Here is a 22185-nt window from a genome sequence, read left to right on the forward strand (position 1 = left end):
GGGTACTAATCCTGTTTGATGCGGTTTATAATTGCTGTTTCAATACTTTTGAGCCAGGCCGATCCTGCATTGGACGCCTCAAGAGGCAGTTCCTGGATTGCGGCAATATACTCTTTGCCCAGCCGGGAAATGTTATTTTCTACGGCTCTGATGCAGACTTCTCCGGTGGTGTCAGGAGAAAGAAAATCTTTTTCCAGTATAAGCCGGGATTTGGCCTCTGACAATATGCCCAGCACCCTGTCGTGGGCATCCAATGCCCCCTGCCCCTTCTTTTTATGGGCCAGGATATCCCTTGACAGGCTCAGTTTTTCCCCGAAGGCCGTCAGGCGTGAAATCCGTTCCTTAATACAGAGTTCCAAATTCTCCTGGAGTCCTTGAATTATCTGCCCGGCGTAAAAATCCGTTTTAAACAGGGGTCTGACATGTGTATACCAGGCCTTAAGGGCAAAGAGGCCGGCAATGTAGCCAAGATTCATATCCAGGATTTTTTCCGGCTGGGTATATACACCTGTCTGCCAGGGCATGGACCCGTTTTTCAAGGCGCCGCCCATGATCAACCGGCCTGGCCGCTCTTCGCTTTTCCGTATAATGGAACCGGCCGCCGAGATGCATCCGAATCCGATCCGGGCAGGCCCCACAAGCCCGCCCTGGCCGCCCATAAAAACCGGCGGCTGGTTGAGCATAACCCCCTGGTGGATATTCCCCATCATGGAGGGGGTGGCCTTGTCCTGGTTGGGGGTATAATTAAAGTGGATAAAAGATGAGCCGACTTCGGAATGGTTTCTCCGGCTGGTCCCTCCGGCCATGAGGCAGTCGCAGAAATTGATCAGGCTGCCAAGGGTGACAAAGGGAAACAAAATGGTTTGCTTAAGCCCGACTGTATGGGCGGCATTGGCCTCTTCTTCCAGAATGGTGCCTTTGCGAACATGTGCGTTGGAACCGAATACATTTCGGCCCACACATACCGTATCCTGGAAATATCCGCCGTGGAGTCTGGTATCCGGCCCAACCACGGTGTTTTCCAGGGTGGCCGGCGCCTCGTATCCGATGCTGGCGTTGTCCGCTATCAAGGTGCGCGGGCCTGTGAGTTTGGTTCCGCTGAACAGGGTGACACCATTTCCAGATATCCGGTCCGGATCAACATCTCTGCTGATATAAACGGTTTCGGGATTTGGAATCTTCACCCCTTTTTCAATGAGTTTGGTGAGTAATTTTTGAGTCATGGGGTATCTATTAGGAGTCTTGGCCGTTGATTGTCAAGTTTTTTTGCCGTTAGTCCCCGTATTTTTCCTTTATCCCCGCGGTATTTTTTTCTATAAAAGAAGAAACGAATGGGTTCGGCCCGTTTTCCCGAAATTAAGGCGTCACAGGAGATAAGTTACATGGATCATCCCGGCCTGCTCCTTTCCGGTCATCCCGGCATGGACAAACACAATCGTCAACTGACTGAAAAGGCAGCGGCCTTTTCAAAACAAAACCTGCATCTCAGGAAGCTGGTCAAGCAGCCAGGGCGCTTTAAGCAATTTTCACTGTCCATGGATAATTCCGGGGCAACAAAGGGGCTTTTCTTTGATTTTTCCCGCCAGCGGCTGGACACGGAAACGCTGGACCGGCTCAGGGAGGCGGCTGCTACGGCCAATGCTCTGGCCCGGTTTTCAGCCATGGCTTCAGGCGAACGGGTTAATACCACTGAGAACCGTGCGGCCCTGCATACGGCAGCCAGGGGCTCCGGCACGGGGGATCTTTGCCTGGGGGAAATGGATGTGCGCCGGGAAATTGAACAGGTTCAAAGCCGGATCCGCAATTTTTGCAGGGACATCCGATCCGGGGCCCTGAAAGGCACCACCGGCCGCCCCTTTACCCATGCGGTGGTGGTGGGCATCGGCGGTTCCTACCTTGGATGTGAATTTGTTTACAGGGCCATGGCCCGTCAGGATGAAACCGGGGAGCACCCTATTGAACTGCATTTTCTCCCCAATGTGGATATCGATAATTTTGCTTCGGTGATCCGTGAGATCAATCCGGAGACCACCCTCTGGATTATCATTTCAAAATCCTATACCACCACCGAAACCATGGCCAACCTCAACCAGGCCCTTTCCTTTCTCCATACCCGGGGACTGAGCCCCAGGGACCATCTGGTGACGGTCACGGCCAAGGGCAGTCCCGGGGATGATCCTTCAAATCCGGTCCTGGCAAGCTTTCACATGTTTGATTTCATCGGGGGGCGGTATTCGGTCTCCTCTGCCGTTGGCGGGGTGCCCCTGGGGCTGGCCTTCGGGTGGGATGCCTTTTCCAGGTTTCTGGACGGCTGCCGCGCCATGGATGAGCATACCCTCACGGCACCGCCAGAATCCAATATCCCCCTTACCGCTGCATTGGTCTCCATCTGGAATACATTGTTTTTAAACTATCCGGCCCAGGGAATCATTCCGTATGCATCCAGGCTGTCCAAGCTTGCCCCCCATGTTCAGCAGCTTTACATGGAAAGCATGGGTAAGTCCGTATCTTCACAGGGGCTTCACCTGACCCGGCCGGCCGGCACCATTATTTTCGGGGAACCCGGCACCAATGCCCAGCATTCGTTTTTCCAACTGGCCCACCAGGGCCCGGCATTCCCCATCGATTTTATCGGGGTGGTTCGACCGGGCTTTAAAGGGGAGCAGGCGTTGTCCAAAGGGGTGACCAACCACCAGGAACTCTGGGCCAATCTCCTGGCCCAGGCAAAGGCCCTGGCCACCGGGCAGGACCACAAAAATCCCGCCCGCCAGTTTGAGGGCAACCGCCCCTCTTCCATCATCTCCCTTGATGACCTTTCACCTGAAAGTATCGGAATGCTGCTTTCTTTTTACGAGGCCAGAACCGTGCTTGAGGGGTTCATTTTAGGCATTAACCCCTTTGATCAGTTCGGAGTGGAACTGGGAAAGACCATGGCCGGCGACCTGAGACAAAAAATGGCCGCTGCCAATGAAAATAAGGATTATCGGTTCAAGGGCATTGACGACGGGGAGAGATTTTACCTGGACAGGCTTTTTGCTTCGGAATAAAAATACCGCAGCAGGTTTTTAAGCCGGCTGCGGTATGTGGATTTCAATTGATGGGGATCCGGTCTAAGGGAATTTGTAGAGGGAGGCTCCCCATGTCAGGCCGGCACCCAGCCCCACAAAGAGCACCAGGTCTCCGCTTTTGCCCGTTCTTCCCTCTTCAACGGCTTCATGGAGAGCCAGGGGGATGCTGGCAGCAGTGGTATTGCCGTATTTCTCAATATTATGGAAAATCTTGCTTTCCGGCAGTTTCAAAAATTGGCCGTAGGCCTGATTGATCCGTTTGTTGGCCTGGTGGGGAATGACAAGGTCGATGTCCTCCAGTGTCAGCCCGGCCTTCGTCAAAACTTCCTGGGTGACCTTGGGCAGCATGCGAACGGCCTTTTTAAATATGGCCGGGCCGTCCATGTAGGGAAAGTACCGGGGGTCGTCCATGGGTACGTCTTCGGGCATCCGTTTAAACAGGTTGGAGGCCGGCAGTTCGGTTTTCAGGGCATCGGCAAAGTTGCCGTCCGCATGAAGGGCAGATGCAATCAGACCGATATTGTCATCTGTCTCTTCGGCCTCAATGCACAGGGCTGCAGCCCCGTCACCGAAGATAACGCTGACATCCCGGCCCCTGGTGGTTTTGTCCAGGCCGGAGGAGTGAACTTCCGCTCCCACCAGCAGGATTTTTGATGCCAGCCCGGATTTAATATAGGCGTCGGCCGTGGCAAAGCCGTAGAGAAAACCTGTGCACTGCTGGCGGATATCCAGGGCCGGTGTGGCGTCAAGGCCGAGATTGCGGGCCAGGAGGCATCCGCCGCCGGGAAACATGATGTCAGGGCTCAGCGTGGCAAAAATGATGAAATCAAGGTCCTGGGCGGTCCATCCGGCATTTTCAAGAGCCATTTCAGCCGCTTTGGTCCCCAGGTCCGAGGAACCGCAGGCATCTTCTTCGGTGATCCAATGCCGTTGCCGGATACCTGTCCGCTGCCGGATCCATTCGTCCGAAGTGTCCATGAATTCAGTAAGATCTTCATTGGTCACGATGTGCGGCGGAACATATTTGCCCGTACCTTTTATAATCGATTTTTTCATTCAGATTCCCCTATTAAGCTAATTGTACTGATACTATCTATTAATTATTCAATTGCCAAACAGCTGATACTGCTATATTATTTATGGCTTTGACAAAACAGTACTTATAATATGTATTTTAAATTAAGGCAAGAAACTTAACCCGGGGACAGGGCAGAATTACAATTAGTTACAAACTGCCGGTGCAGACAGAACCTTATAGATAAAAAAGAATAAATAAAAAAGAGAATCGTGTTAACAAGTCTACTCATCCTTATAGCAGGACTTGCCCTGCTCTATTACGGCTCATCCATCCTGGTGGAGGGCGCCGCCTCAACCGCCATCATGTTTTCTGTCCGTCCCGTTATCGTGGGGCTGACCATCGTTTCCCTGGCCACCTCTGCCCCTGAATTGCTGGTGAGTCTGGTCGCTGCCATAAAGGGATCGGAAGGTATCTCCCTGGGCAATATTCTTGGATCCAATGTGATCAATATCGCTTTGGTGCTGGGGGCCTCGGCCATGATCAAGCCCGTGGAGATAAAAAAACAGGTCGTCCGCATCGAAATCCCTTATATGATCATGGTTTCCCTGGTCTTCTGGTGCCTGTGCATGGACGGGAGCATCAACCGGACAGACGGGGTGGTCCTCATCGTCCTGCTGTTTATTTTTCTGGCTTACGGACTGATGACGGCCAGTGATAAAACCGGCAGCGGCAACAGCCAGCCCATCCGTACCTCGGGCCGCATCGCCAAAAATATGGTCTATATCCTCTGCGGCATCCTGATGCTGGCCTTTGGTGCGAATTTTGTGGTCAAAGAAGCCATTGAAATGGCCCAGGTCATCGGCCTTTCCCAGACCTTCATCGGTATTTCCGTGGTGGCCCTTGGGACCTCCTTGCCTGAACTTGCGACCTCCGTGGTGGCCGCCGCCCGTGGTGAAAGTGATATTTCAGTAGGGAATGTGGTCGGATCAAACCTGTTCAACATCTGTCTGGTAATGGGGGTGGTGGGGCTGTTCAATCCCATGACCGTGGATGCCGGGCTGCACTGGTTTGAATTCCCATTTATGGTGTTTGTGGGGCTGGTGCTGGGAGGGATCGCTCTGAAATCCAGGGGAGTCGGCAAAAAGGGGGGCATGCTTTTCATTCTCCTGTTTTTCATTTATATCGGTGTCTCCTACTTTAAATAGATATATGCTTTCCGTCGCAGCAGCCTCCTGCGCCGGGTAAAAATAATTTTTTTTAATTTTTGCTTGCAACACCCGTACATTCTATTATATGGAGATGTAGGTAAAAAATTTCCACTTCATAATACGAGGCTGATATGGCAGATCCCAAGCGATTATTAATCGTTGATGACAACGAAGATATTTTGTCAACCTTCTACGAATTCTTCAATTCCCTGGGATATGAAGTCAAAACGGCCGTGGACGGGTTTGCCGCTCTTAAAATCCTGAGGGATAAGCCTGACCATTTTGACTGTTTGATTACCGATCTGGTCATGCCCAATATCAGCGGCGTGGGATTGATCTCAATCGTCAAAAAAGAATTCCCCAACCTTAAGATTATCGCCATGACCGGTTACGGTGACCAGCCCGGTGCGCTTGCTTCTGAAGCCGAGGCTGATATCGTTCTGTTCAAACCCATTGACCTGTTTAAAATTGAAGAGAACGTGTCCGGGCTTCTCGGACAGCAAAAGGAATAACCCAAGAGATGACTAAACCTACGAGTACACCTCTTATCGGCGTCAGCAAGTCCATGCTCAAGATCAAGGAACTGATCAACCATGTGGCCAACACCTGCCTCAATGTACTGATTACGGGCGAAACCGGCGTAGGCAAAGAAGTGGTTGCCCAAAGCCTTTATACCGAGTCGCCCAGGGCGTCCAAAAATTTCGTAAAAATTAATTGTGCGGCCCTGCCGGAGACCCTTCTGGAATCCGAACTTTACGGATATGAAAAGGGCGCTTTCACCGGTGCCCATAAAAAACGGCCCGGTAAATTCCTCACCGCAGACAAGGGGGTTCTTTTTCTGGATGAGATCGGCGATATGCCCCTGTCGCTCCAGTCTAAAATGCTCCATGTCCTCCAGAGCGGAGAATTCTCCCCCCTGGGATCTGATGAAGACTTTAAAACCGATGTATGGGTGATCGCCGCCACCAACCAAAACCTGGAAGACAGCATCAAAAACAAGGAATTCAGGGAAGACCTCTTCTACCGGCTGAACATCATCAAGATCGATATCCCTCCCCTGCGCGAACGTAAAGAGGATATTCCGGCCCTGGTGGAATATTACTGCCGGCTGTACAAATCCGAATATCCCAACAGCCAGGGCAGCAAGCCTGATTCCGATACCATGGCCCGGCTTTGCGCCTATCCATGGCCCGGAAATGTCCGCCAGCTGCAGAATTGCATCAAAAAACAACTGGTGCTCAATTCCTGGGATAAAATTTTTGAGGAACTGCCACGGGAATCTTCCCGCGATGCTTTTGTAGACAGCCCAGCTGTCCAGGCCGCACCGCCCAATCCCTACCACAATGAAGTCAACCATGAACGGCTGAACATCATATCGGAATTCGTGGATCTTTCCACCAGTTCTGAAAAATTGTTTGAGGATATTTCCCTTAAAAAAATCAAGAAAATGGCCTCAGACAAGGTGGAGAAAGAAGTGATCACCTTTGTCCTTGAAAAGGTGGGCTGGAACCGTTCCAGGGCGGCCAAAATCCTCAAGGTCAGCTATAAGACACTGCTCTACAAAATGAGTGAATTCAAGGTGAGCCCGCCGGTGAAATAAACGGCCCGCCAGACTTTTTCCACACCTTAGATTTTCAATTTGCCCGGGACCTCCTCGCCCGGTGCCTGACCCCCTGAAAATATTTCACATTGGGGTTTACTTCCCCTGCTTTTTTACATATAGAACTAATTCAGGTAATACGCAGTACTTCCTTGCCTGAATTCGACGTTTCAGGTGTTATGAAAGACAGTTTTTGGTGTAGATCAAAATCGGCGTTTTAAATTTTGTTTTTCCGTTTTTTGTTCCAGGTAAATAGTGGAAATACAAATTTAATTTTATTCATTTTTCATCAAAGGAGGAGATATGCGGAAGATCGCCCTGTTTTTAATCGCAGTTCTTGCACTGGCAATGGTATTCACACCAGCGGCATTCAGCGCCAGGAAAACCATCATCAAAATCGGCATTAACGCCCCCTTAACCGGAGACATCCCCAAGGTCGGCGAAGGCTCCAAGTACGCCGCCATGCTGTGGCTTGAGGATGTTGAAAAGGCCGGCGGACTTGAAGTCGGTGGAAAAAAATACCAGGTCGAACTGGTCATCGAAGACAATGAGTCCAAGGCAGAATCCGCAGTGAAGGCCAATACAAAGATGATCACCCAGGACGATGTTCTGGCCATTATCGGCCCGCAGTCCTCCAAACAGGCCGTTCCGGCCGGTGAAGTGGCCAACAAATATAAAACCGTGATGATCTCCCCCTGGTCCACCAATCCCAATACCACCATGGACCGGCCCTATGTATTCAGGGGCTGTTTTCTGGATCCTTTCCAGGGACCTGTTGTGGCAAATTTCATCACCGAAGAATTCGGTTTCACAAAAGCCGCCGTTCTCTACGATGTGGCCTCCGACTACCCCAAAGGCCTGGCAGAAGTGTTTAAGGCGGCATGGGAGAAAAAACATGGTCCCGATTCAATCGTGGCCTATGAAAGCTTTACCACCAAAGATACGGATTTTTCATCCCAGTTGACCAAAATTGTGAAATCAGGCGCCCAGGTTCTTTTTACGCCTCAATATTACAACGAGGTGCCCCTGATCGTCAGCCAGGCCAAGGATCTGGGCTGGACCGGCCCCATTGTCGGGTCGGACTCCTGGGGATCTGCCGAAACGGTTGAACTCTGCGGCAAGAACTGCTACGGTCTCTTTTTCTCCTCCCATTATGCGGCCGCCGGTGCCAAAGGCGCAACCAAGGCCTTTATCGACCGCTATGAAAAGAGCTACGGGTATATACCCGATGATGTCGCCGCCCTGACATGGGACGCCCTGAAGCTGGCGGAACAGGCCATCCAGGATGCGGGTAAAATCAGCGGACGGGTGAATAAAGACCGTGCCGCGGTACGCGACGCCCTGGCCAAAATCAAAAACTTTGCCGGCATCACCGGTAACATGACCTTCACCGAAGAAGGTGATCCCATCAAATGCGCCGTTATCGTAAGGATTAACGATAAGGGCGAATATGAATTCTATAAATCCAGCTGTCCCTGATTCCGGCAGGCAGGATTATTCCCATAAGGGCTGCCGGTCACCCCGGTGAACCGGCAGTCCTTGCCCTTATCTTATACCTAAGTTTTCTGAGGACTTAAATGAATGGAATCTATAATTGATATTCTGCAGTATATTGTGCAGAACCTGATCAATGCCGCCCAGCGGGGCAGTTTCTATGCGGTGATCTCCATCGGGTATTCCATGGTATACGGCGTGCTCATGCTGTTCAACTTTGCCCATGGCGATATCTTCATGGTGGGCACCTATATCGGTTTCGGCATCGCCACCCTTTTTCTGGCCATATTTGCCGGGCTGCTGCCCGGGCCCCTGATCTTTCTGTCCACGGTGGTGGTGACCATGTTCCTGGCCTCATGGATCGGTGTACTGGTCGAGGTGGCCGGATACCGCCCACTGCGCGAAGCCCCCAGGGCATCGGCAGCCATTACAGGACTGATGATCGGTATTATTTTCGAGACCGGCATTCTCATCCTGTTGGGGGCCAAGCGCCTGAGCTTTCCGCCCCTCATGGAATCGGTGACCTATCATATCGGCGGGGTGTACTTCACCAATGTGAAGGCCATGATTATCATTCTTTCCCTGCTGCTCATGCTGGCCCTCCACGGTTTCATTCAAAAGACCAAATGGGGCATGGCCATGCGGGCCATGTCCTATGATTTTCTTGCGGTGCCCCTTATGGGGGTCTCCATTAATATCATCGCACCATTGACTTTTGCTGTGGGGGCAGGCCTGGCTTCTGTCGCCGGCATTCTGTACGGCCAGGCCTATCCCATCCTTGATCCCTATATGGGGGTGATTATCGGGTGGAAGGCATTCGTGGCCGCCATCCTGGGCGGCCGGGGCTCTATCAAGGGGGCTGCCCTGGCCGGATACCTGCTGGGCTTCATAGAGATTTTTGTGGCCACCATTTTTCCATCCACCCTCCGGGATCTCATTGCTTATTCGATTATCCTGGTGATTCTGACCTTCAGACCCAGGGGCTTTTTCGGCATGGAGCACAGCACCAAGCTGAGGTTGTGATATTAATCCGCCGGTAAACCGGGCAATTGTTAGGAATATAACCATGGAAATTGCAAGAAAATTCAAATCAGCATTCTCCACCGTGCCCATGCTGGGGTGGATGCTGGGCATTCTCACCGGGGTTCTAATCGAGTTTTACTGGGGGTATGATTATATCTCCTATTACCTGGGACTGCCAAAAATTCCAGTCCTCTTCGGCACCCTGATCATGCTTAAGGAGCCGATGATGATACCCGGTGCCCTGGGGTACGACCTGGCCGTCTATGTGGTGCCGGTATTTCTGGTGGCAAAATTAACCTCGGGACTGACCAATCCGCTGGCCGCACTGCTGGAGAAGCTTCCGCTGGCCCTGTCGGTGCTCATCCATCTGGTGCTGTTCTACGGTATTCTCCACCTATGGGCCGGGATAAACGATTACCGGGTCCTCGTCATCAAGCTGACCATGATTTCCATCATTCTCACCGTCAGTATCAATGTGATCAACGGCTACCAGGGAGAATTTTCATGCTCCCATCCCGGTTTCATGGCCCTGGGAGCATATGTATCTTCCATTATCACCCTGGTGCTCTTTGCCAATGACAAAATTTTCGGCGCCCCCCTGCTGCCGCCGGAATACGGCCCCTGGTTCTTTCCGCTGGCGCTGGTTGCAGGCGGCGCCGCCGCAGCCCTGGGGTCCCTGGCCGTGGCCATTCCTTCTTTCCGGACCCGGGGGGATTACCTGGCCATTATTTCACTGGCCTTCATGTTCATCGTCAAATCGGCGGTGGAAAATCTCCACATCATCGGCGGGGCCCGGGGCATGGGCGGCCAGCCTGATTTTGCCCCCCTCCACGTGATCTTTATCTGGACCATACTCTGCATCTGGATCATCCATAATTTTGTCACTTCCATCATGGGGAAAGCCCTGAACACGGTGAGGGACGACGAGGCCGCCTCGGAATCCATGACCATCAAAACCCGGAAAACCAAAATGACCGCCTTCATGTTCGGTGCATTCTGGGCGGGAGTCGGCGGGGGGCTGTTTGCCCATGTACTGGCCTATATCAACCCGGGCATGTTCAGCATCAACCGCCTGGCCGAAATTCTGGCCATGGTATATTTCGGCGGACTCAACTCCATTGTAGGGTCCATTGTGGGGGCGGTTTCCATCAATGTTCTGGGCGAAGCGTTGCGGCCACTGGAATTATTCAAGTGGATCATCATCCCTCTCATCCTGATTTTTGTCATGATTTTCAGACCCTACGGTTTGATTTCTTTTACAGAACTGAATATGAAAAAGCTGCTTCGGGCGAAAACCGGTAAAGGAGTGTGATTCATGTCTTCATTGCTCAGGGTCAAGAATATGACCCATTATTTCGGCGGGCTGCGGGCGGTTCACGATTACAATCTGGACATTGCCCCCAAGCAGATCACTGGGCTTATCGGCCCCAACGGCGCCGGTAAAACCACCATTTTCAATCTGATCACCGGCGTCTACACCCCCACCGAGGGGGAAATCACCCTGGAAAGCAAAAGCATCATCGGCCTTGAAACCAACGAGATTGCCGCAAAAGGCCTGGGAAGGACCTTCCAGAACCTGGCTCTCTGGCGTCATATGAGTGTGCTGGACCACATTAAAATGGCCCACTATTCCCAGCTTACCTACGGGCTCTTCGGCGCTTTTTTCAATACCCCGGCCTGCCGCCGCCAGGAAAAGCAGGTGGAGGAAAATGCATACCGCCTTCTTGAACTGTTTGATATCAAACAGCATGCAGACCAATTGGTAACCAACCTGCCCTACGGCGCCCAGCGCAGGGTGGAAATGGCGAGGGCCATGGCCACAGATCCCAAAATCCTTTTCCTGGACGAACCCACCGCCGGCATGACGCCGGACGAACTGGTGCAGATGATCCGGATCATTCGCCAGGTTCACCAGGATTTCAATGTGGCCATATTTCTTATCGAACACCGGATGAAATTCGTCATGGAACTCTGCCAGCATATACAGACCCTGGTGTTTGGGGAAGTTATTGCCCAGGGGCCGCCGGAGGAAATCCAGAACAATCCGGACGTCATTGAAGCCTATCTGGGCAAGGAGGATCTGACCTGATGCAGCTGAAAATAGAAAATCTAAAGGTATCCTACGGTAATATCAAGGCCCTCCACGGCATCAGTTTCACGGTTACGGCCGGTGAGATTCTCACCATCATCGGTGCCAACGGGGCCGGTAAGAGTACGACCCTGCGGGCCATTTCCCGGATGATTCCGGCGGAGGCCGGCTCTGTTCTTGAGTTTGAGGGGCAGAATATCCTGAAATACAGTGCAGACAAGGTGGTATCCCGCCTGGGTATCTCCCATGTGCCTGAAGGCCGCAGGATTTTCGGCAACCTTACCGTCACCGAAAACCTCACCCTGGCCTGTTTTGCCAGAAAGGACAAAGACCAGATCCTAAAGGACCTCAAATGGGTGTTCGGCCTCTTTACCCGGCTGGAAGAACGGAAAAACCAGCTGGCAGGGACACTTTCCGGCGGTGAGCAGCAGATGCTGGCTGTGGGCCGGGCCTATATGTCCGGCCGTAAAATCATGCTGCTGGACGAACCATCCATGGGGCTGGCGCCGTTGCTCATGCTGGATATGTTTGAAGCGCTCAAAGAGATCAACAAACTTGGCACCACCATTCTCCTGGTGGAGCAGAATGCACGCCTGGCCCTGAAGTTCGCCCAGCGGGGATATGTGATTGAAAACGGCTCCCTGGTGCTTGAAGGACCGGCCGGGGAGCTGCTCAACAATCCCGATGTCAAAAAAGCCTATCTAGGCGCCTGATGCGGCATAGGGCCTGAAGGCATCTATCAGCCGTGACACGGCCTGGGCCAGGGTTTTTCTCGGACAGGCGATGTTGATCCGTTCGAATCCAGCGCCGCCAGTTCCGAACCAATGGCCGGGATCAAGGGCCAGGCAGGCCTCCTCTTCCACAAGCCCAACGATCTTCTCGGCGGGCAGCCCCAGGGCCCTGAAGTCAATCCAGGGCAGGTAGGTGGCCTCAAGTTCAAAGACCTTTATCCCGGGAAGTTCTGATTCCAGCTCCTTTTTAAGAAAGATGAAATTTTCGTGGATATAGGCAATCAGGTCATTGAGCCAGGGTTCGCCGCCCTCATAGGCGGCCTGGGCGGCAATGGCCCCAAACAGGCTTGAACTGCCTTTGGAATGCCACCCCAGGGTTTCAAAATAAATACCCATGTCGCTCCGCAGATCTGCATCGGGAATCACCAGGCTGGAATGGTTCAGGCCGGCCAGGTTAAAGGTTTTTGATGCGGCATTGGCCGCCACCGAGTGCATTGCCAGGTCTTCTGATATGGACTGGTAACTGGTGTGGCGGTATCCGGGCATGATCAGGTCGCAATGGATTTCATCGGCAAACACCATTATGTTGTTGCGTATGCAAATGTCGCCGAACCGTGCCAGTTCCTCACGGGTCCATACCCGGCCCACCGGATTGTGGGGAGAACAGAGGATGGCAAGCTTGACCCGTGGATCCTTCGCCTTTTCTTCCAGATCCTCAAAATCCATTCCATACCGGCCATCCTGGTTCTTAAGGGGATTTTCACTGATCCTCCTTCCATTGGCCCTGATGGCAGAGGCAAAGGGATAGTAGACCGGCGGCTGGATCAATACCTTGTCCCCCGGGCTAGAAAACCGCTGAACCAGGTAATGCACGGCGGGAACGATGCCCGGGGTATTGACGATCCATTCATTTTTGATCATCCAGTTGTGCCGGCGGCGGTACCAGTGAATGAGTGCCTTATTGTGTCCGGGATCTTGAATGGTATATCCGAAAATACCATGGGCCATCCGTTTTTCCATGGCGTCCTGGATGACCGGGGCGCAATAAAAGTCCATATCTGCCACCCAGAAAGGCAACAGTTCTGATTTGCCTTTCCCGAACCGGTCTGCCAGAATGCCCGGTTCCCATTTCATGGAATTGGTTCCGCTTCTGTCTATGATTTCATCAAAATTCCACTTGTTTGCCATGGTTGGTATCCGTTTTCTATTGGGTTAAAATCCATTGCACCATACAGTTATTTTTCCATAAAAGCCATGCAGTTTTGTTTTACGATTTGACCGAGGCCAAGTGTCGGATACAATGTCCTATACCTGCGGTCAGGTTTACTGGGAGTCATTTAAAAGCTGGCTTTTTACGCCGATCAGGGATATCCTAGTGATGTAATCATTCCTTGAAAGGAAGTCGCCATGGCCACCGGAGCATGCGGAATCAACTGCGATGTCTGCCGGCTGAACCTCCTCGGGCTTTGCACCACCTGCGGCGGCGGGAAAAGCCTGGAGGCAGAGGTAAAGCTGGCGGCCCAGGAACGTGTCCTGGGGGATACCTGTGCCATTCTTTCCTGTGCGGCTCTGAATAATATCGGCCATTGCATGCGGGACTGCTCCCAGTTCCCCTGCGAAAATTTTACCATCTCCCCGGCCTATCCCTTTTCGTCCGGTTTCCTGGACATGCAGAAACGGCGACGCAGGGAATGGCTTCCCCGCATTGATCCCCTGGGTAAATCCGTTGAGATCCCCGACGAATACTGGGAGGCCATGGGCAACAGGGACCTGAATCTGGTCCAGTCGGTCACCCTTGCCCATGCCGATGAAAACAGCAGGCTTTCATTCGGGTTCCTGGATCTGGGCCTAAGGCTGGATATACAGGGCAGGCAGCTTGAACAAATGGACTGGGAGGGCCGGTATGCCGCGTTGGACCTGCCCCTGCTGACCCTGACGGTGCTGATCTATTTTAAAACTGTTGATCGTCTTTTTCCCATGGGCCGGGATTTGATTTCAATTCATGACATGGATAACCAGGGCAGCTATTTTGCCGGTAACCATGAACTGAAAACCGGGCATGTGCTTAACCGTTTTAAGGATGATATCAAGGGACTGGGCCGTTCCGCCGCAGCCCTGGGAGGGAAACCGGCGGAAATGGGAGACCACGCCTGGGAATTCCGCCCCTTTCCCAGGCTGGCTGTCTACTATGTGTTCTGGGATCTGGAAACCGAGTACGATCCAAGACTCTCCATTCTGTTTGACCGGTCCATCTGCCGGATATTCAATCCGCCCATGGTCTGGGAACTGGTGAATCTGGTTAATGCAAGGCTTCTGTCCGTATGAGACGCTGTATTTAATCCATGATGAACTGACCCAGGCAAGATGGGTTGGGGCCAAAAAAAGACTGCCGGATTCAGTAACCTGAATCCGGCAGTACAATTATGCAGTTTCATCTAAATGAAACTGGAGAGGCTTAGGGTAATCAGTCCATCTCTTTGCTTTCGTGGGTCCTGAGCAGGGCAACAATGACCGGGCTCAGTGCCAGCAGGGCGATGAGGTTGGGGATGGCCATGAGGCCGTTGAAGGCATCGGAAAGATTCCATACAAAGTCCAGGGAAACCGTGGCGCCGACCAGGGTCAGTGCCGCCCATACCCATTTATAGATTTCAACGGCTTTAACGCCGGCAATGTATTCCAGACATTTGGATCCATAGTAGAACCAACCCAGAATGGTGGAGAAGGCGAAGAAAATCAGGCCGAAAGTAACGATGAACTGGCCGACGCCGGGCAGGGAAGTTGCATATGCAGTTGAGGTCAGGGCTGCACCGGAGAGGCCGTCGGTGATGCTCATGAGGCCGGCATCGTTAAAGGAAATCAGGCCGGAAACCAGGATTACCAGGGCGGTCATGGTACATACGATCAGGGTATCGATAAAAGATCCCAGAGAGGCGATAATGCCCTGTACAACAGGATCTTTAATCTTGGAAGCCGCATGGGCGATGGGAGCTGAGCCAAGGCCGGCTTCGTTGGAAAATACACCCCGGGCTACGCCGAAGCGGACAACCGTTCCAAGGAAACCGCCGCCCACTGCAGTGCCGGAGAAGGCATTGGAGAAAATCATGCTGAATGCCTCGGGAATCATGGAGGCTTTGGCAAAAAGAACCACAAGTGATCCGGCAACATAGGCAACGGCCATGATGGGAACGATTTTGGAGGTTACGCCGGCGATGCTTTTAATGCCGCCGATGACCACTGCGCCGGTTGCAATGGCAAGTACCACGCCAGTGACCCAGTTGGGAATGGAAAGGCTGGAGGAAAGGGCGGAGGCCACGGAGTTGGACTGCACCATGTTGCCGATGCCAAAGGAAGCGACGAATCCGAACAGGGCAAAGAGCCAGCCAAGCCATGCCCAGTTGCCGCCGAATTTTTCCTTCATGCCCAATTTGATGTAGTACATGGGGCCGCCGGATTGTTCTCCGTTTTCATTGGTAATTCTGTATTTGACTGCCAGGACCGCTTCCCCGAATTTAACGGAGCCGCCGAAGGCGCCGGTAACCCACATCCAGAATACGGCGCCGGGACCGCCTGCGGCAATTGCCGTGGCAACCCCTGCAATGTTACCGGTACCGATGGTTGCTGACAATGAGGTCATCAGGGCCTGGAAGGGAGTGATATCCCCGTCTCCGGAATGCTCTTTGGAAAAGAGCAGACGGAATGCATGGAATAGTTTTCTGAACTGTACCACCCGGGTCATGAGGGTGAGAATGACGCCGGTACCAACCAAGAAGAAAATCATGATGGGACCCCAGGCAAAACTGCCTATTTTCCCGACAAGTAAATTTAAAAATTCCATTTGCACTCCTTAAATTAAATTTTAAGGCCTGGCGCAGTTCCTGTGCCTGTATGGGAACTGCGGTTCAGCCGCGGTTAATTTCAATGGATTACTTTACATTTAATGTGCCAGAGGAGTGTTTTATCTGATAAAAGCGAAAATACGCTGTTTTATCAGTGGGTTGGCTCAATCTGTTTAATCCGGAGGCAAGGGGGATGGTGAAAGTAAAAACCGGGTCAAAATGACCCGGTTTCTGCATTTGAGTATGGGGGGCGCGGATTTAAAGGGGCTTTGTCTTCAACCGGGTCAATTTAACCCGAGTGTGTCATTTTGACCCGTTTTTTTAATGGCCGTATGATTTTAACTTTCTAAGCAGGGTTTTCCGACCGATGCCCAGTAGCTTTGCGGCCTGGGTCCTGTTGTTTCCGGTGGTTTCAAGGACTTTGAGTATATGGGCCTGCTCCACCCGGGCCAGCTGCCACCTGGATTTGTCCCGGGGGAGACCCGCCGTCTCAGGTTCATCAAGCGTTTCCGCCGCCGCGGCCGTCCCATTTTCCGGCGGCCGGTCCAGGGCGTTGAACGTCAGGGTGCCCCCTTCCTCCCTCAACACTGCTGATGCCATATAATTTTTCAGTTCCCGGATATTCCCCGGATATTCCCGGTTCATCAGATCCGCCTCAAGATCCGGTGATATCCCGGTGATCTCTTTGGCCGTTTCCAGGGCGAACCGGTCAAGAAAAAGACGGGCCAGGGGAAGAATATCTCCGGGCCGCTCCCGCAGGGGCGGGATGTGGATGTGAAACATGTTCAACCGGTGGAAGAGGTCTTCCCTGAACCGTTTTTCTTGGATTTCTTCGTGGATATCCCGGTTGGTGGCCACCAGGATGCGGACATCCACCTGCCGGCTTTGGCTGGAACCGACCCGGTAGTATTCCTTTTCCTGGATTACCCTTAGCAGCCCCGCCTGGAGGGTGATATCCAGGTCAGTAATTTCATCCAGAAACAGGGTGCCCCCCCTGGCTGACTCAAAAAATCCTTTCCGTTCGGTGGATGCGCCGGTATAGGCGCCTTTGGCATGGCCGAAAAGCTCATCGGTAAACAGGCTTTCACTGACAGCCCCCATGTTCAGCGCCACAAAGGGGCCGTCGCTCCTGTTGCTCAACTGGTGGATCTTCCTGGCCAGCATCTCCTTGCCGGTACCGGACTCACCCGTGATAACCACGGAGTATTCCGTGGGGGCCACCATCTCCACCTGCCGCAGTACCCGGATGAGGGCATGATCCACTGCCACCAGGTCTGAAAAAGCATCCGGGTCTGCCAGATCCGCCATGGTGTTTTTTCTCTCGTACAGGGAGAGCCCCCTGCGCAGGCAGTTGTGTTCCAGGGCCCGCTGGATGAGAATGATCAGTTTTTCATATTGTACCGGCTTGGTCAGGTAATCGTAAGCCCCCTCTTTCATGGCAGAGACGGCCGTAGCGATGTCCTCGCTGGCAGTGGCCATAACGCATTCGGTATCAAAAAATTCCGACTTGATCCCTTTTAGCAGGTCAATGCCGGAAAGATGGGGCATGCACAGGTCAAGGAGAACGAATTTAAATCCATGGGTCCGGATCATTTCCATTACCTCGCGGCTGTCCGAGGCCAGGGCCGGTTCGGGCATGCCTGCACTGATAAGGACTTCTTTGATGGTCAGTAAAAATCCGGTATCGTCATCCACAATCAGGACCGGGGTTTTCTTTTCAGGTATGGATTTCATCTGTTTTCCTGCTCTTTATGCTGATTATTTTTCAGCCATTCAATAAGCTGATCAAAGGCCGCCAATGTCTCATGGATGGCCAGGGAGATATCTTCCCGTCCCGAAAGGGTATCGGCATCCCGGGCCAGACTTTCCAGGCGGGCGGCGGCCTCTGCTGCCTTCTGTGCGTAGACCCGTTTGCCAGCCCCCTTCAGGGTATGGGCGGCCAGGGCGATTTTTCCGGGATCTCCCGAGGATTTGGCGGATTCAAGGGCGGCCATCAGTTCAGGGGTCTGGGCAATGAAAATCTCCTTGATTTTGTCCATGAGCATTACATTTCCGCCCAGGGCGCTCAGGGCCTTGTCCGAATCAACAGGCACGGAGGATTTCTGGGCTTTAAGTTTTGCATATGTGTTGAGAATGGCGATCAATTCATTGTATTCAACGGGTTTTGGAATGAATTCATCCATGCCGGAGGCCTTTGCCCTGGACCGGTATTCATCCAGCACATGGGCGGTCATGGCAATGATGGGAATCTCCTGGTACGCCTCCCCTGCCCGCCCCTCGCGGATCAAGCGGGCGGCGGTCAGACCATCGGTGCCCGGCATTTCAAGATCCATGAAAATCAGGTCCGCCCCTTTTTCTTTTAACCGGGCGACGGCCTGTTCCCCGTCCCCGGTTTCAAGAACCGTGCAGCCCAGGGGGGTAACCATTTCCTTGAAAACTGAGCGGTTGACCGGATCATCCTCTGCCAGGAGCAGGGTCAGGGCATCCACCCCTGCAACAGGCTTGACGGTTTCCGTCGCCATTACTTTTACAGGATAAGGCAATACCACCAGGGGAAGGGTGAGTGTAAAAGTGCTGCCTTTACCCGGGCGGCTTTTCACCTCAATATTCCCGCCCAGCATCACGGCCATCTCCCGGCATAGGGACAGCCCCAGTCCGGTACCGCCGTATTCCCGGGTAATATCCCCCTGGGCCTGGGTGAACCGCTTGAATATTTTTTTTAAATGGGCCTTGTCTATGCCGATACCCGTATCCTTCACCTTGAAAGAGACATAAATGAGCCGTTTTTCCCCGCTTTTCGGGTCTGCATCAAAGGGAAGGGGCTTGGGCACCAGGCGTCCGGAATTTCCAAAATCTGTTTCCTGGGAAGGGGTGCTGGCTATTCCAACACTGAGGGTGATGCCCCCCTTCGGGGTAAATTTTACGGCGTTGGACAACAGGTTGGTCAGAATCTGGTTGAGCCTGACCGGATCGGACCTGACCCCTGCCGGGATGGTCTTGTCGGTTTCCAGATGGAATTCCAGCCCCTTGGCATGGGCCTCTGCCCGCCATATATGGGCGATATTATCCAACAGGGTATCAATTCTGAAATTTTTCTGGAATACCTTCATTTTACCGGCTTCAATGGTGGAAAAATCCAGGATATCGGATATGACGGCTTTGAGGTGCCTGGCCGCCGACAATACCGCATTCAGGTTTTGGCTCTGGGCCGGCTTCAGAGAGGAATTCAGGGTCATTTCCGTCATCCCCAGGATGGCATTGAGGGGGGTACGGATCTCGTGGCTCAGGCCGGCCAGGAAATCGGATTTATTCCGGTTGGCCGCTTCCGCCGATTCCCTGGCTTTTTCGATTTCATCCCGGGTTTTCAAGGCGTCGGTGATATCCCGGCCGTTGACGACAAAAGCCTTTATTGCCTTGTTTTCCAGCAGGTCCATGCAATGGGATTCAAAGAAGATATCATGGCCTTTATAGTGCCGGATCCGATAGACCTGGGTGGCGGTGCTGCCCGTGTTCATCAGGTTTTTCAGCATCTGCCGGAATCCGGGGACGTCTTCCGGATGAATGAGGCTGAAAACCGAACTGTTTTTAATCTGCTTCATGGGATATCCCAGCACCGTTGCATGGGAGGGGCTGGCGTAGACCAGCCTGCCGTCCGGTTCAAAGGCCTGGATAATATCGGTACCGTGTTCGGTGAGGCATTTGAACCGTTCCTCCCGGCGACGGATCATCCGGTTCCAGAAAAGAACCAGGCAGAAAACCAGGAGGACGGCAAAGGCCACCCGCCTGGCCATGATCCGGACAAAGGCCAGGTCAGATCCCTGGTCCACCCTGACCGTAAACCATTTTTGGCGGATCTGATCCAATTCCGGGCGGGTAATGGTGGCGATTCCCTTGTTTAAAATCGATAAAAGTTCAGGCAATTCTTTATTTACGGCAATTGCCAGGTCGCTGTCGGAGATGGCTGCCGCAGCCGCCACCTTGAGCTGGGTGTAATTATTGGCCTGGATCTGGTAGGCGGCCAGGGCCAGATTGCCGAGATAACCGTCCGCCCTGCCCTGGAGCACCATATTCAGCCCGTCTTTTACAGATTCCACCGGGCGTATCCGTATGCCGGGCCACTGGGTATTCAACTGCTCAACCGCCGGATCCGTGCCGATGCATACCAGGGTTTTGCCGGTCATGTCCATCAGACCTGTCAACAGGGGGGACTGGGTCCGGGTAATGATGACCCGGGGAAAACTCATATAGGGACGGGTGTAAACCATATCCGGATGTTCCGCATCAAAGGAGAGGGCTGCCGGCACGGCATCCACGGTTTCGGCCCCGGTGGCGGAAACCAGCTCAAACGAAAGTCCCAGCCGCTCCTTGAGCAGGTTAATAACATCGGAAACCATGCCCTGGTGGGTGCTGCCCTTTCCCATAAACTCAATGGGAGGCAGCCCCGGATGGATGCCGAGCCTGATGGGAATGCCGGATAGTTTGCGCGCGGTGAGCCATTCTTCTTCGGCATCGGTGAGATGAATGTCAGGGCTGCCGGGGCTGTAGATTCTAAGATTGGGATCAGGAATCCATTTGGCTTCGATTTCTGCCTTTTCCCAGTGGGAAAGGCGTTTAAATCCTTTGTCCACATCCTGGATAAGGCCGGGGGCGTAATCCCTGACGCCGGGGCGAAGCTGCAGCCTGAATACCGGGATCCTGCTCCTGGCAAAATCTCCGGCAATCCCCATCTGACCGGGCAGGACCGCCATCTCCTGGGCCGTGGCCAGGAACCCGTCGATTTGTCCCTGCCCCGAGGCCAGTATCATCTGTTTGGTGGTATCAATTGGCACAATGCCGGCGGCCATGGGGCTTTGACGGGCCCATTCCCCGACCTGGGAGGCTTTTGGAATCCCAAGTACGATCCCTTTGAACGGCTCTTTAGGGTTAAGGTCCAGCAGGGCAGGCCCCGTCTTTGGCCTGGGCTGGTAGAAATACCAGTCCAACCGGTAGATGGGGGCGCAGGTGTCCGACCAATTCCCCATATTTTTACCGGAGGGGAATGTGGAAAGAATGTCAATGATCCCGTCCTTGAGGGCATTGACCCCTTCCTGGCGCTCATACAGCCGGATAACGGCATGGCGGTCTGATTTTTCGGCCCAGGCCTGCCAATAGTCCACAAGGAAGCCCGAAGGGGCGCCCTGGGCGGACCGCATGGAAAATGGGGGGAAGGATCGGTCAACGCCGATGATCAGCCGGTCCTTCGGCTGAACCGGGGCCCGGCCCATCCATTTTCGTTCAATGGAGGCCCGCTCTTCACGGGTGATGGCGGAAAGCCCTTGGTTGATCAGGCTTACCAACGGGGCGTTCCCCTCCCTTACTGCCGCGAAAAAGGGTTTTCGGTAAAGGGGGCTTGACGGGTGGTAGCGGAATTTGGATATAAGCTGGTTGCGGGTCAGAAAGTAGAGGGCCGTGGGGGTATCGCAGACAAAGACTTTGATATCCCCCTTTTCCACCCCTTTAAACAGGGCCTGGTGGCTGTTGTAAATTTTTATGGCCGCCCCGGGCAGCTCCCTGGAAACAAATTCAAAGGCGTAGTCTTTATCCAGCAGTCCGATTTCAAAGCCCTTCAGGTCTTTCAGGGTTTTGAGCCCGTAAATGGAGTCATGGAAAAAAAAATGGGTCTGGCAGTCCCTGAGTTCGGCGGCATAATCCAGGTATTCGTCCCGCTGGGCCGAGTAAAAGCAGCCGGCGTGGATATCCGCCCTGCCGGTCTTCACCATTTCCAGGCTTTGGGCCCAGGGAAGGGGGATGAATTCAACCTCCCGGCCCGTTTTTTTGGACCATAACCGCCAGAGGTCGACAAACATGCCCACCGCCCTACCTCTGTCATCGGCAAAATGAAAGGGGGTGTTGTCGATACTGGCAGCAATTTTCAGGGGAGGACGCCTGGTGTCTTTTGTGTTGTGGGAAGGCGGGTTGGTATTGCAAAACCCCGGCATTGCCGCCAGGATAAGCAGGATGGCGGTTAAGACCGCCGTGATGATCCGGCAGGATATGTTTGTGTATTCCGTTCTGTTATAAATTAAGGTGCGCATGCCCCATGGTTTACACTAATTTGCACTTGTTTTAAAGCGGGACC

16 protein-coding genes are annotated in these 22185 nt (G+C 53.2%); 10 read left to right on the top strand and 6 right to left on the bottom strand.

Features of this window, described 5'->3' with window-relative positions:
- Nucleotides 1-5: 5 nt before the first annotated feature.
- Complete coding sequence (locus HUN04_00300) at nt 6-1223, bottom strand: protein GlmU (protein ID WDP88269.1); 1218 nt, start codon at nt 1221-1223, stop codon at nt 6-8.
- A gap of 159 nt (nt 1224-1382) precedes the next feature.
- On the opposite strand from HUN04_00300, the gene HUN04_00305 reads away from it, so the two are divergent.
- Nucleotides 1383-3047, top strand: coding sequence for a glucose-6-phosphate isomerase (locus HUN04_00305; protein ID WDP88270.1), 1665 nt, complete (start codon nt 1383-1385; stop codon nt 3045-3047).
- 63 nt (nt 3048-3110) lie between these two features.
- Here HUN04_00305 and HUN04_00310 read toward each other — a convergent pair whose 3' ends face one another.
- Nucleotides 3111-4124 carry a ketoacyl-ACP synthase III gene (locus HUN04_00310; protein ID WDP88271.1) on the bottom strand — a complete coding sequence of 338 codons (1014 nt, stop codon included), beginning with the start codon at nt 4122-4124 and terminating at the stop codon, nt 3111-3113.
- Nucleotides 4125-4355: 231 nt separating this feature from the next.
- On the opposite strand from HUN04_00310, the gene HUN04_00315 reads away from it, so the two are divergent.
- From HUN04_00315 to HUN04_00350, 8 genes are all read left to right on the top strand, one after another.
- Complete coding sequence (locus tag HUN04_00315) at nt 4356-5291, top strand: calcium/sodium antiporter (GenBank protein ID WDP88272.1); 936 nt, start codon at nt 4356-4358, stop codon at nt 5289-5291.
- Between the two features lie 134 nt (nt 5292-5425).
- Nucleotides 5426-5806, top strand: coding sequence for a response regulator (locus HUN04_00320; GenBank protein ID WDP88273.1), 381 nt, complete (start codon nt 5426-5428; stop codon nt 5804-5806).
- A gap of 8 nt (nt 5807-5814) precedes the next feature.
- Nucleotides 5815-6894, top strand: coding sequence for a sigma-54-dependent Fis family transcriptional regulator (locus HUN04_00325; protein ID WDP88274.1), 1080 nt, complete (start codon nt 5815-5817; stop codon nt 6892-6894).
- A gap of 303 nt (nt 6895-7197) precedes the next feature.
- Nucleotides 7198-8373, top strand: coding sequence for an ABC transporter substrate-binding protein (locus HUN04_00330; GenBank protein WDP88275.1), 1176 nt, complete (start codon nt 7198-7200; stop codon nt 8371-8373).
- Between the two features lie 102 nt (nt 8374-8475).
- Entirely contained in the window at nt 8476-9411 is a 936-nt protein-coding gene (locus HUN04_00335; protein ID WDP88276.1) for a branched-chain amino acid ABC transporter permease, read from the top strand.
- A gap of 43 nt (nt 9412-9454) precedes the next feature.
- The gene (locus HUN04_00340; GenBank protein ID WDP88277.1) at nt 9455-10723 is read left to right on the top strand and encodes a branched-chain amino acid ABC transporter permease; all 1269 of its coding nucleotides are present in this window, start codon (nt 9455-9457) and stop codon (nt 10721-10723) included.
- 3 nt (nt 10724-10726) lie between these two features.
- Entirely contained in the window at nt 10727-11500 is a 774-nt protein-coding gene (locus HUN04_00345) for an ABC transporter ATP-binding protein (protein ID WDP88278.1), read from the top strand.
- Nucleotides 11500-12213, top strand: coding sequence for an ABC transporter ATP-binding protein (locus HUN04_00350; GenBank protein WDP88279.1), 714 nt, complete (start codon nt 11500-11502; stop codon nt 12211-12213). The genes HUN04_00345 and HUN04_00350 overlap by 1 nt, the downstream gene beginning before the upstream one ends.
- On the opposite strand, the gene HUN04_00355 is transcribed toward HUN04_00350, so the two are convergent.
- Nucleotides 12202-13419, bottom strand: a complete 1218-nt coding sequence (locus HUN04_00355; GenBank protein ID WDP88280.1) for a pyridoxal phosphate-dependent aminotransferase — start codon at nt 13417-13419, stop codon at nt 12202-12204. The two genes, HUN04_00350 and HUN04_00355, sit on opposite strands and share 12 nt — an antisense overlap.
- A gap of 219 nt (nt 13420-13638) precedes the next feature.
- Between HUN04_00355 and HUN04_00360 the strand changes: the two genes are divergently transcribed.
- Nucleotides 13639-14556 (top strand): DUF3786 domain-containing protein, encoded by a 918-nt coding sequence (locus HUN04_00360; protein ID WDP88281.1) that lies wholly within the window; start codon nt 13639-13641, stop codon nt 14554-14556.
- A gap of 139 nt (nt 14557-14695) precedes the next feature.
- Here the strand turns inward: HUN04_00360 and HUN04_00365 are convergent, their stop codons facing one another.
- The 3 genes from HUN04_00365 to HUN04_00375 all read right to left on the bottom strand — a co-directional run bounded on the left by HUN04_00365 (nt 14696) and on the right by HUN04_00375 (nt 22141).
- Nucleotides 14696-16066 carry a sodium:alanine symporter family protein gene (locus tag HUN04_00365; protein ID WDP88282.1) on the bottom strand — a complete coding sequence of 457 codons (1371 nt, stop codon included), beginning with the start codon at nt 16064-16066 and terminating at the stop codon, nt 14696-14698.
- 322 nt (nt 16067-16388) lie between these two features.
- Entirely contained in the window at nt 16389-17801 is a 1413-nt protein-coding gene (locus HUN04_00370; protein ID WDP88283.1) for a sigma-54-dependent Fis family transcriptional regulator, read from the bottom strand.
- Nucleotides 17798-22141 (bottom strand): transporter substrate-binding domain-containing protein, encoded by a 4344-nt coding sequence (locus tag HUN04_00375; protein ID WDP88284.1) that lies wholly within the window; start codon nt 22139-22141, stop codon nt 17798-17800. Before HUN04_00375 ends, HUN04_00370 begins: the two co-directional genes overlap by 4 nt.
- Between the last annotated feature and the right edge of the window lie 44 nt (nt 22142-22185).

Origin of the sequence: Desulfobacter sp. (assembly GCA_028768525.1) — a bacterium.
Taxonomy (GTDB): Bacteria; Desulfobacterota; Desulfobacteria; order Desulfobacterales; family Desulfobacteraceae; genus Desulfobacter.

What these genes read in the sequence shown, in the direction of transcription:
- HUN04_00300 (WDP88269.1), bottom strand. Translation starts at nt 1,223, where the DNA reads ATGACTCAAAAATTACTCACCAAACTCATTGAAAAAGGGGTGAAGATT.
- HUN04_00305 (WDP88270.1), top strand. Translation starts at nt 1,383, where the DNA reads ATGGATCATCCCGGCCTGCTCCTTTCCGGTCATCCCGGCATGGACAAA.
- HUN04_00310 (WDP88271.1), bottom strand. Translation starts at nt 4,124, where the DNA reads ATGAAAAAATCGATTATAAAAGGTACGGGCAAATATGTTCCGCCGCAC.
- HUN04_00320 (WDP88273.1), top strand. Translation starts at nt 5,426, where the DNA reads ATGGCAGATCCCAAGCGATTATTAATCGTTGATGACAACGAAGATATT.
- HUN04_00325 (WDP88274.1), top strand. Translation starts at nt 5,815, where the DNA reads ATGACTAAACCTACGAGTACACCTCTTATCGGCGTCAGCAAGTCCATG.
- HUN04_00330 (WDP88275.1), top strand. Translation starts at nt 7,198, where the DNA reads ATGCGGAAGATCGCCCTGTTTTTAATCGCAGTTCTTGCACTGGCAATG.
- HUN04_00335 (WDP88276.1), top strand. Translation starts at nt 8,476, where the DNA reads ATGGAATCTATAATTGATATTCTGCAGTATATTGTGCAGAACCTGATC.
- HUN04_00340 (WDP88277.1), top strand. Translation starts at nt 9,455, where the DNA reads ATGGAAATTGCAAGAAAATTCAAATCAGCATTCTCCACCGTGCCCATG.
- HUN04_00345 (WDP88278.1), top strand. Translation starts at nt 10,727, where the DNA reads ATGTCTTCATTGCTCAGGGTCAAGAATATGACCCATTATTTCGGCGGG.
- HUN04_00350 (WDP88279.1), top strand. Translation starts at nt 11,500, where the DNA reads ATGCAGCTGAAAATAGAAAATCTAAAGGTATCCTACGGTAATATCAAG.
- HUN04_00355 (WDP88280.1), bottom strand. Translation starts at nt 13,419, where the DNA reads ATGGCAAACAAGTGGAATTTTGATGAAATCATAGACAGAAGCGGAACC.
- HUN04_00360 (WDP88281.1), top strand. Translation starts at nt 13,639, where the DNA reads ATGGCCACCGGAGCATGCGGAATCAACTGCGATGTCTGCCGGCTGAAC.
- HUN04_00365 (WDP88282.1), bottom strand. Translation starts at nt 16,066, where the DNA reads ATGGAATTTTTAAATTTACTTGTCGGGAAAATAGGCAGTTTTGCCTGG.
- HUN04_00370 (WDP88283.1), bottom strand. Translation starts at nt 17,801, where the DNA reads ATGAAATCCATACCTGAAAAGAAAACCCCGGTCCTGATTGTGGATGAC.
- HUN04_00375 (WDP88284.1), bottom strand. Translation starts at nt 22,141, where the DNA reads ATGCGCACCTTAATTTATAACAGAACGGAATACACAAACATATCCTGC.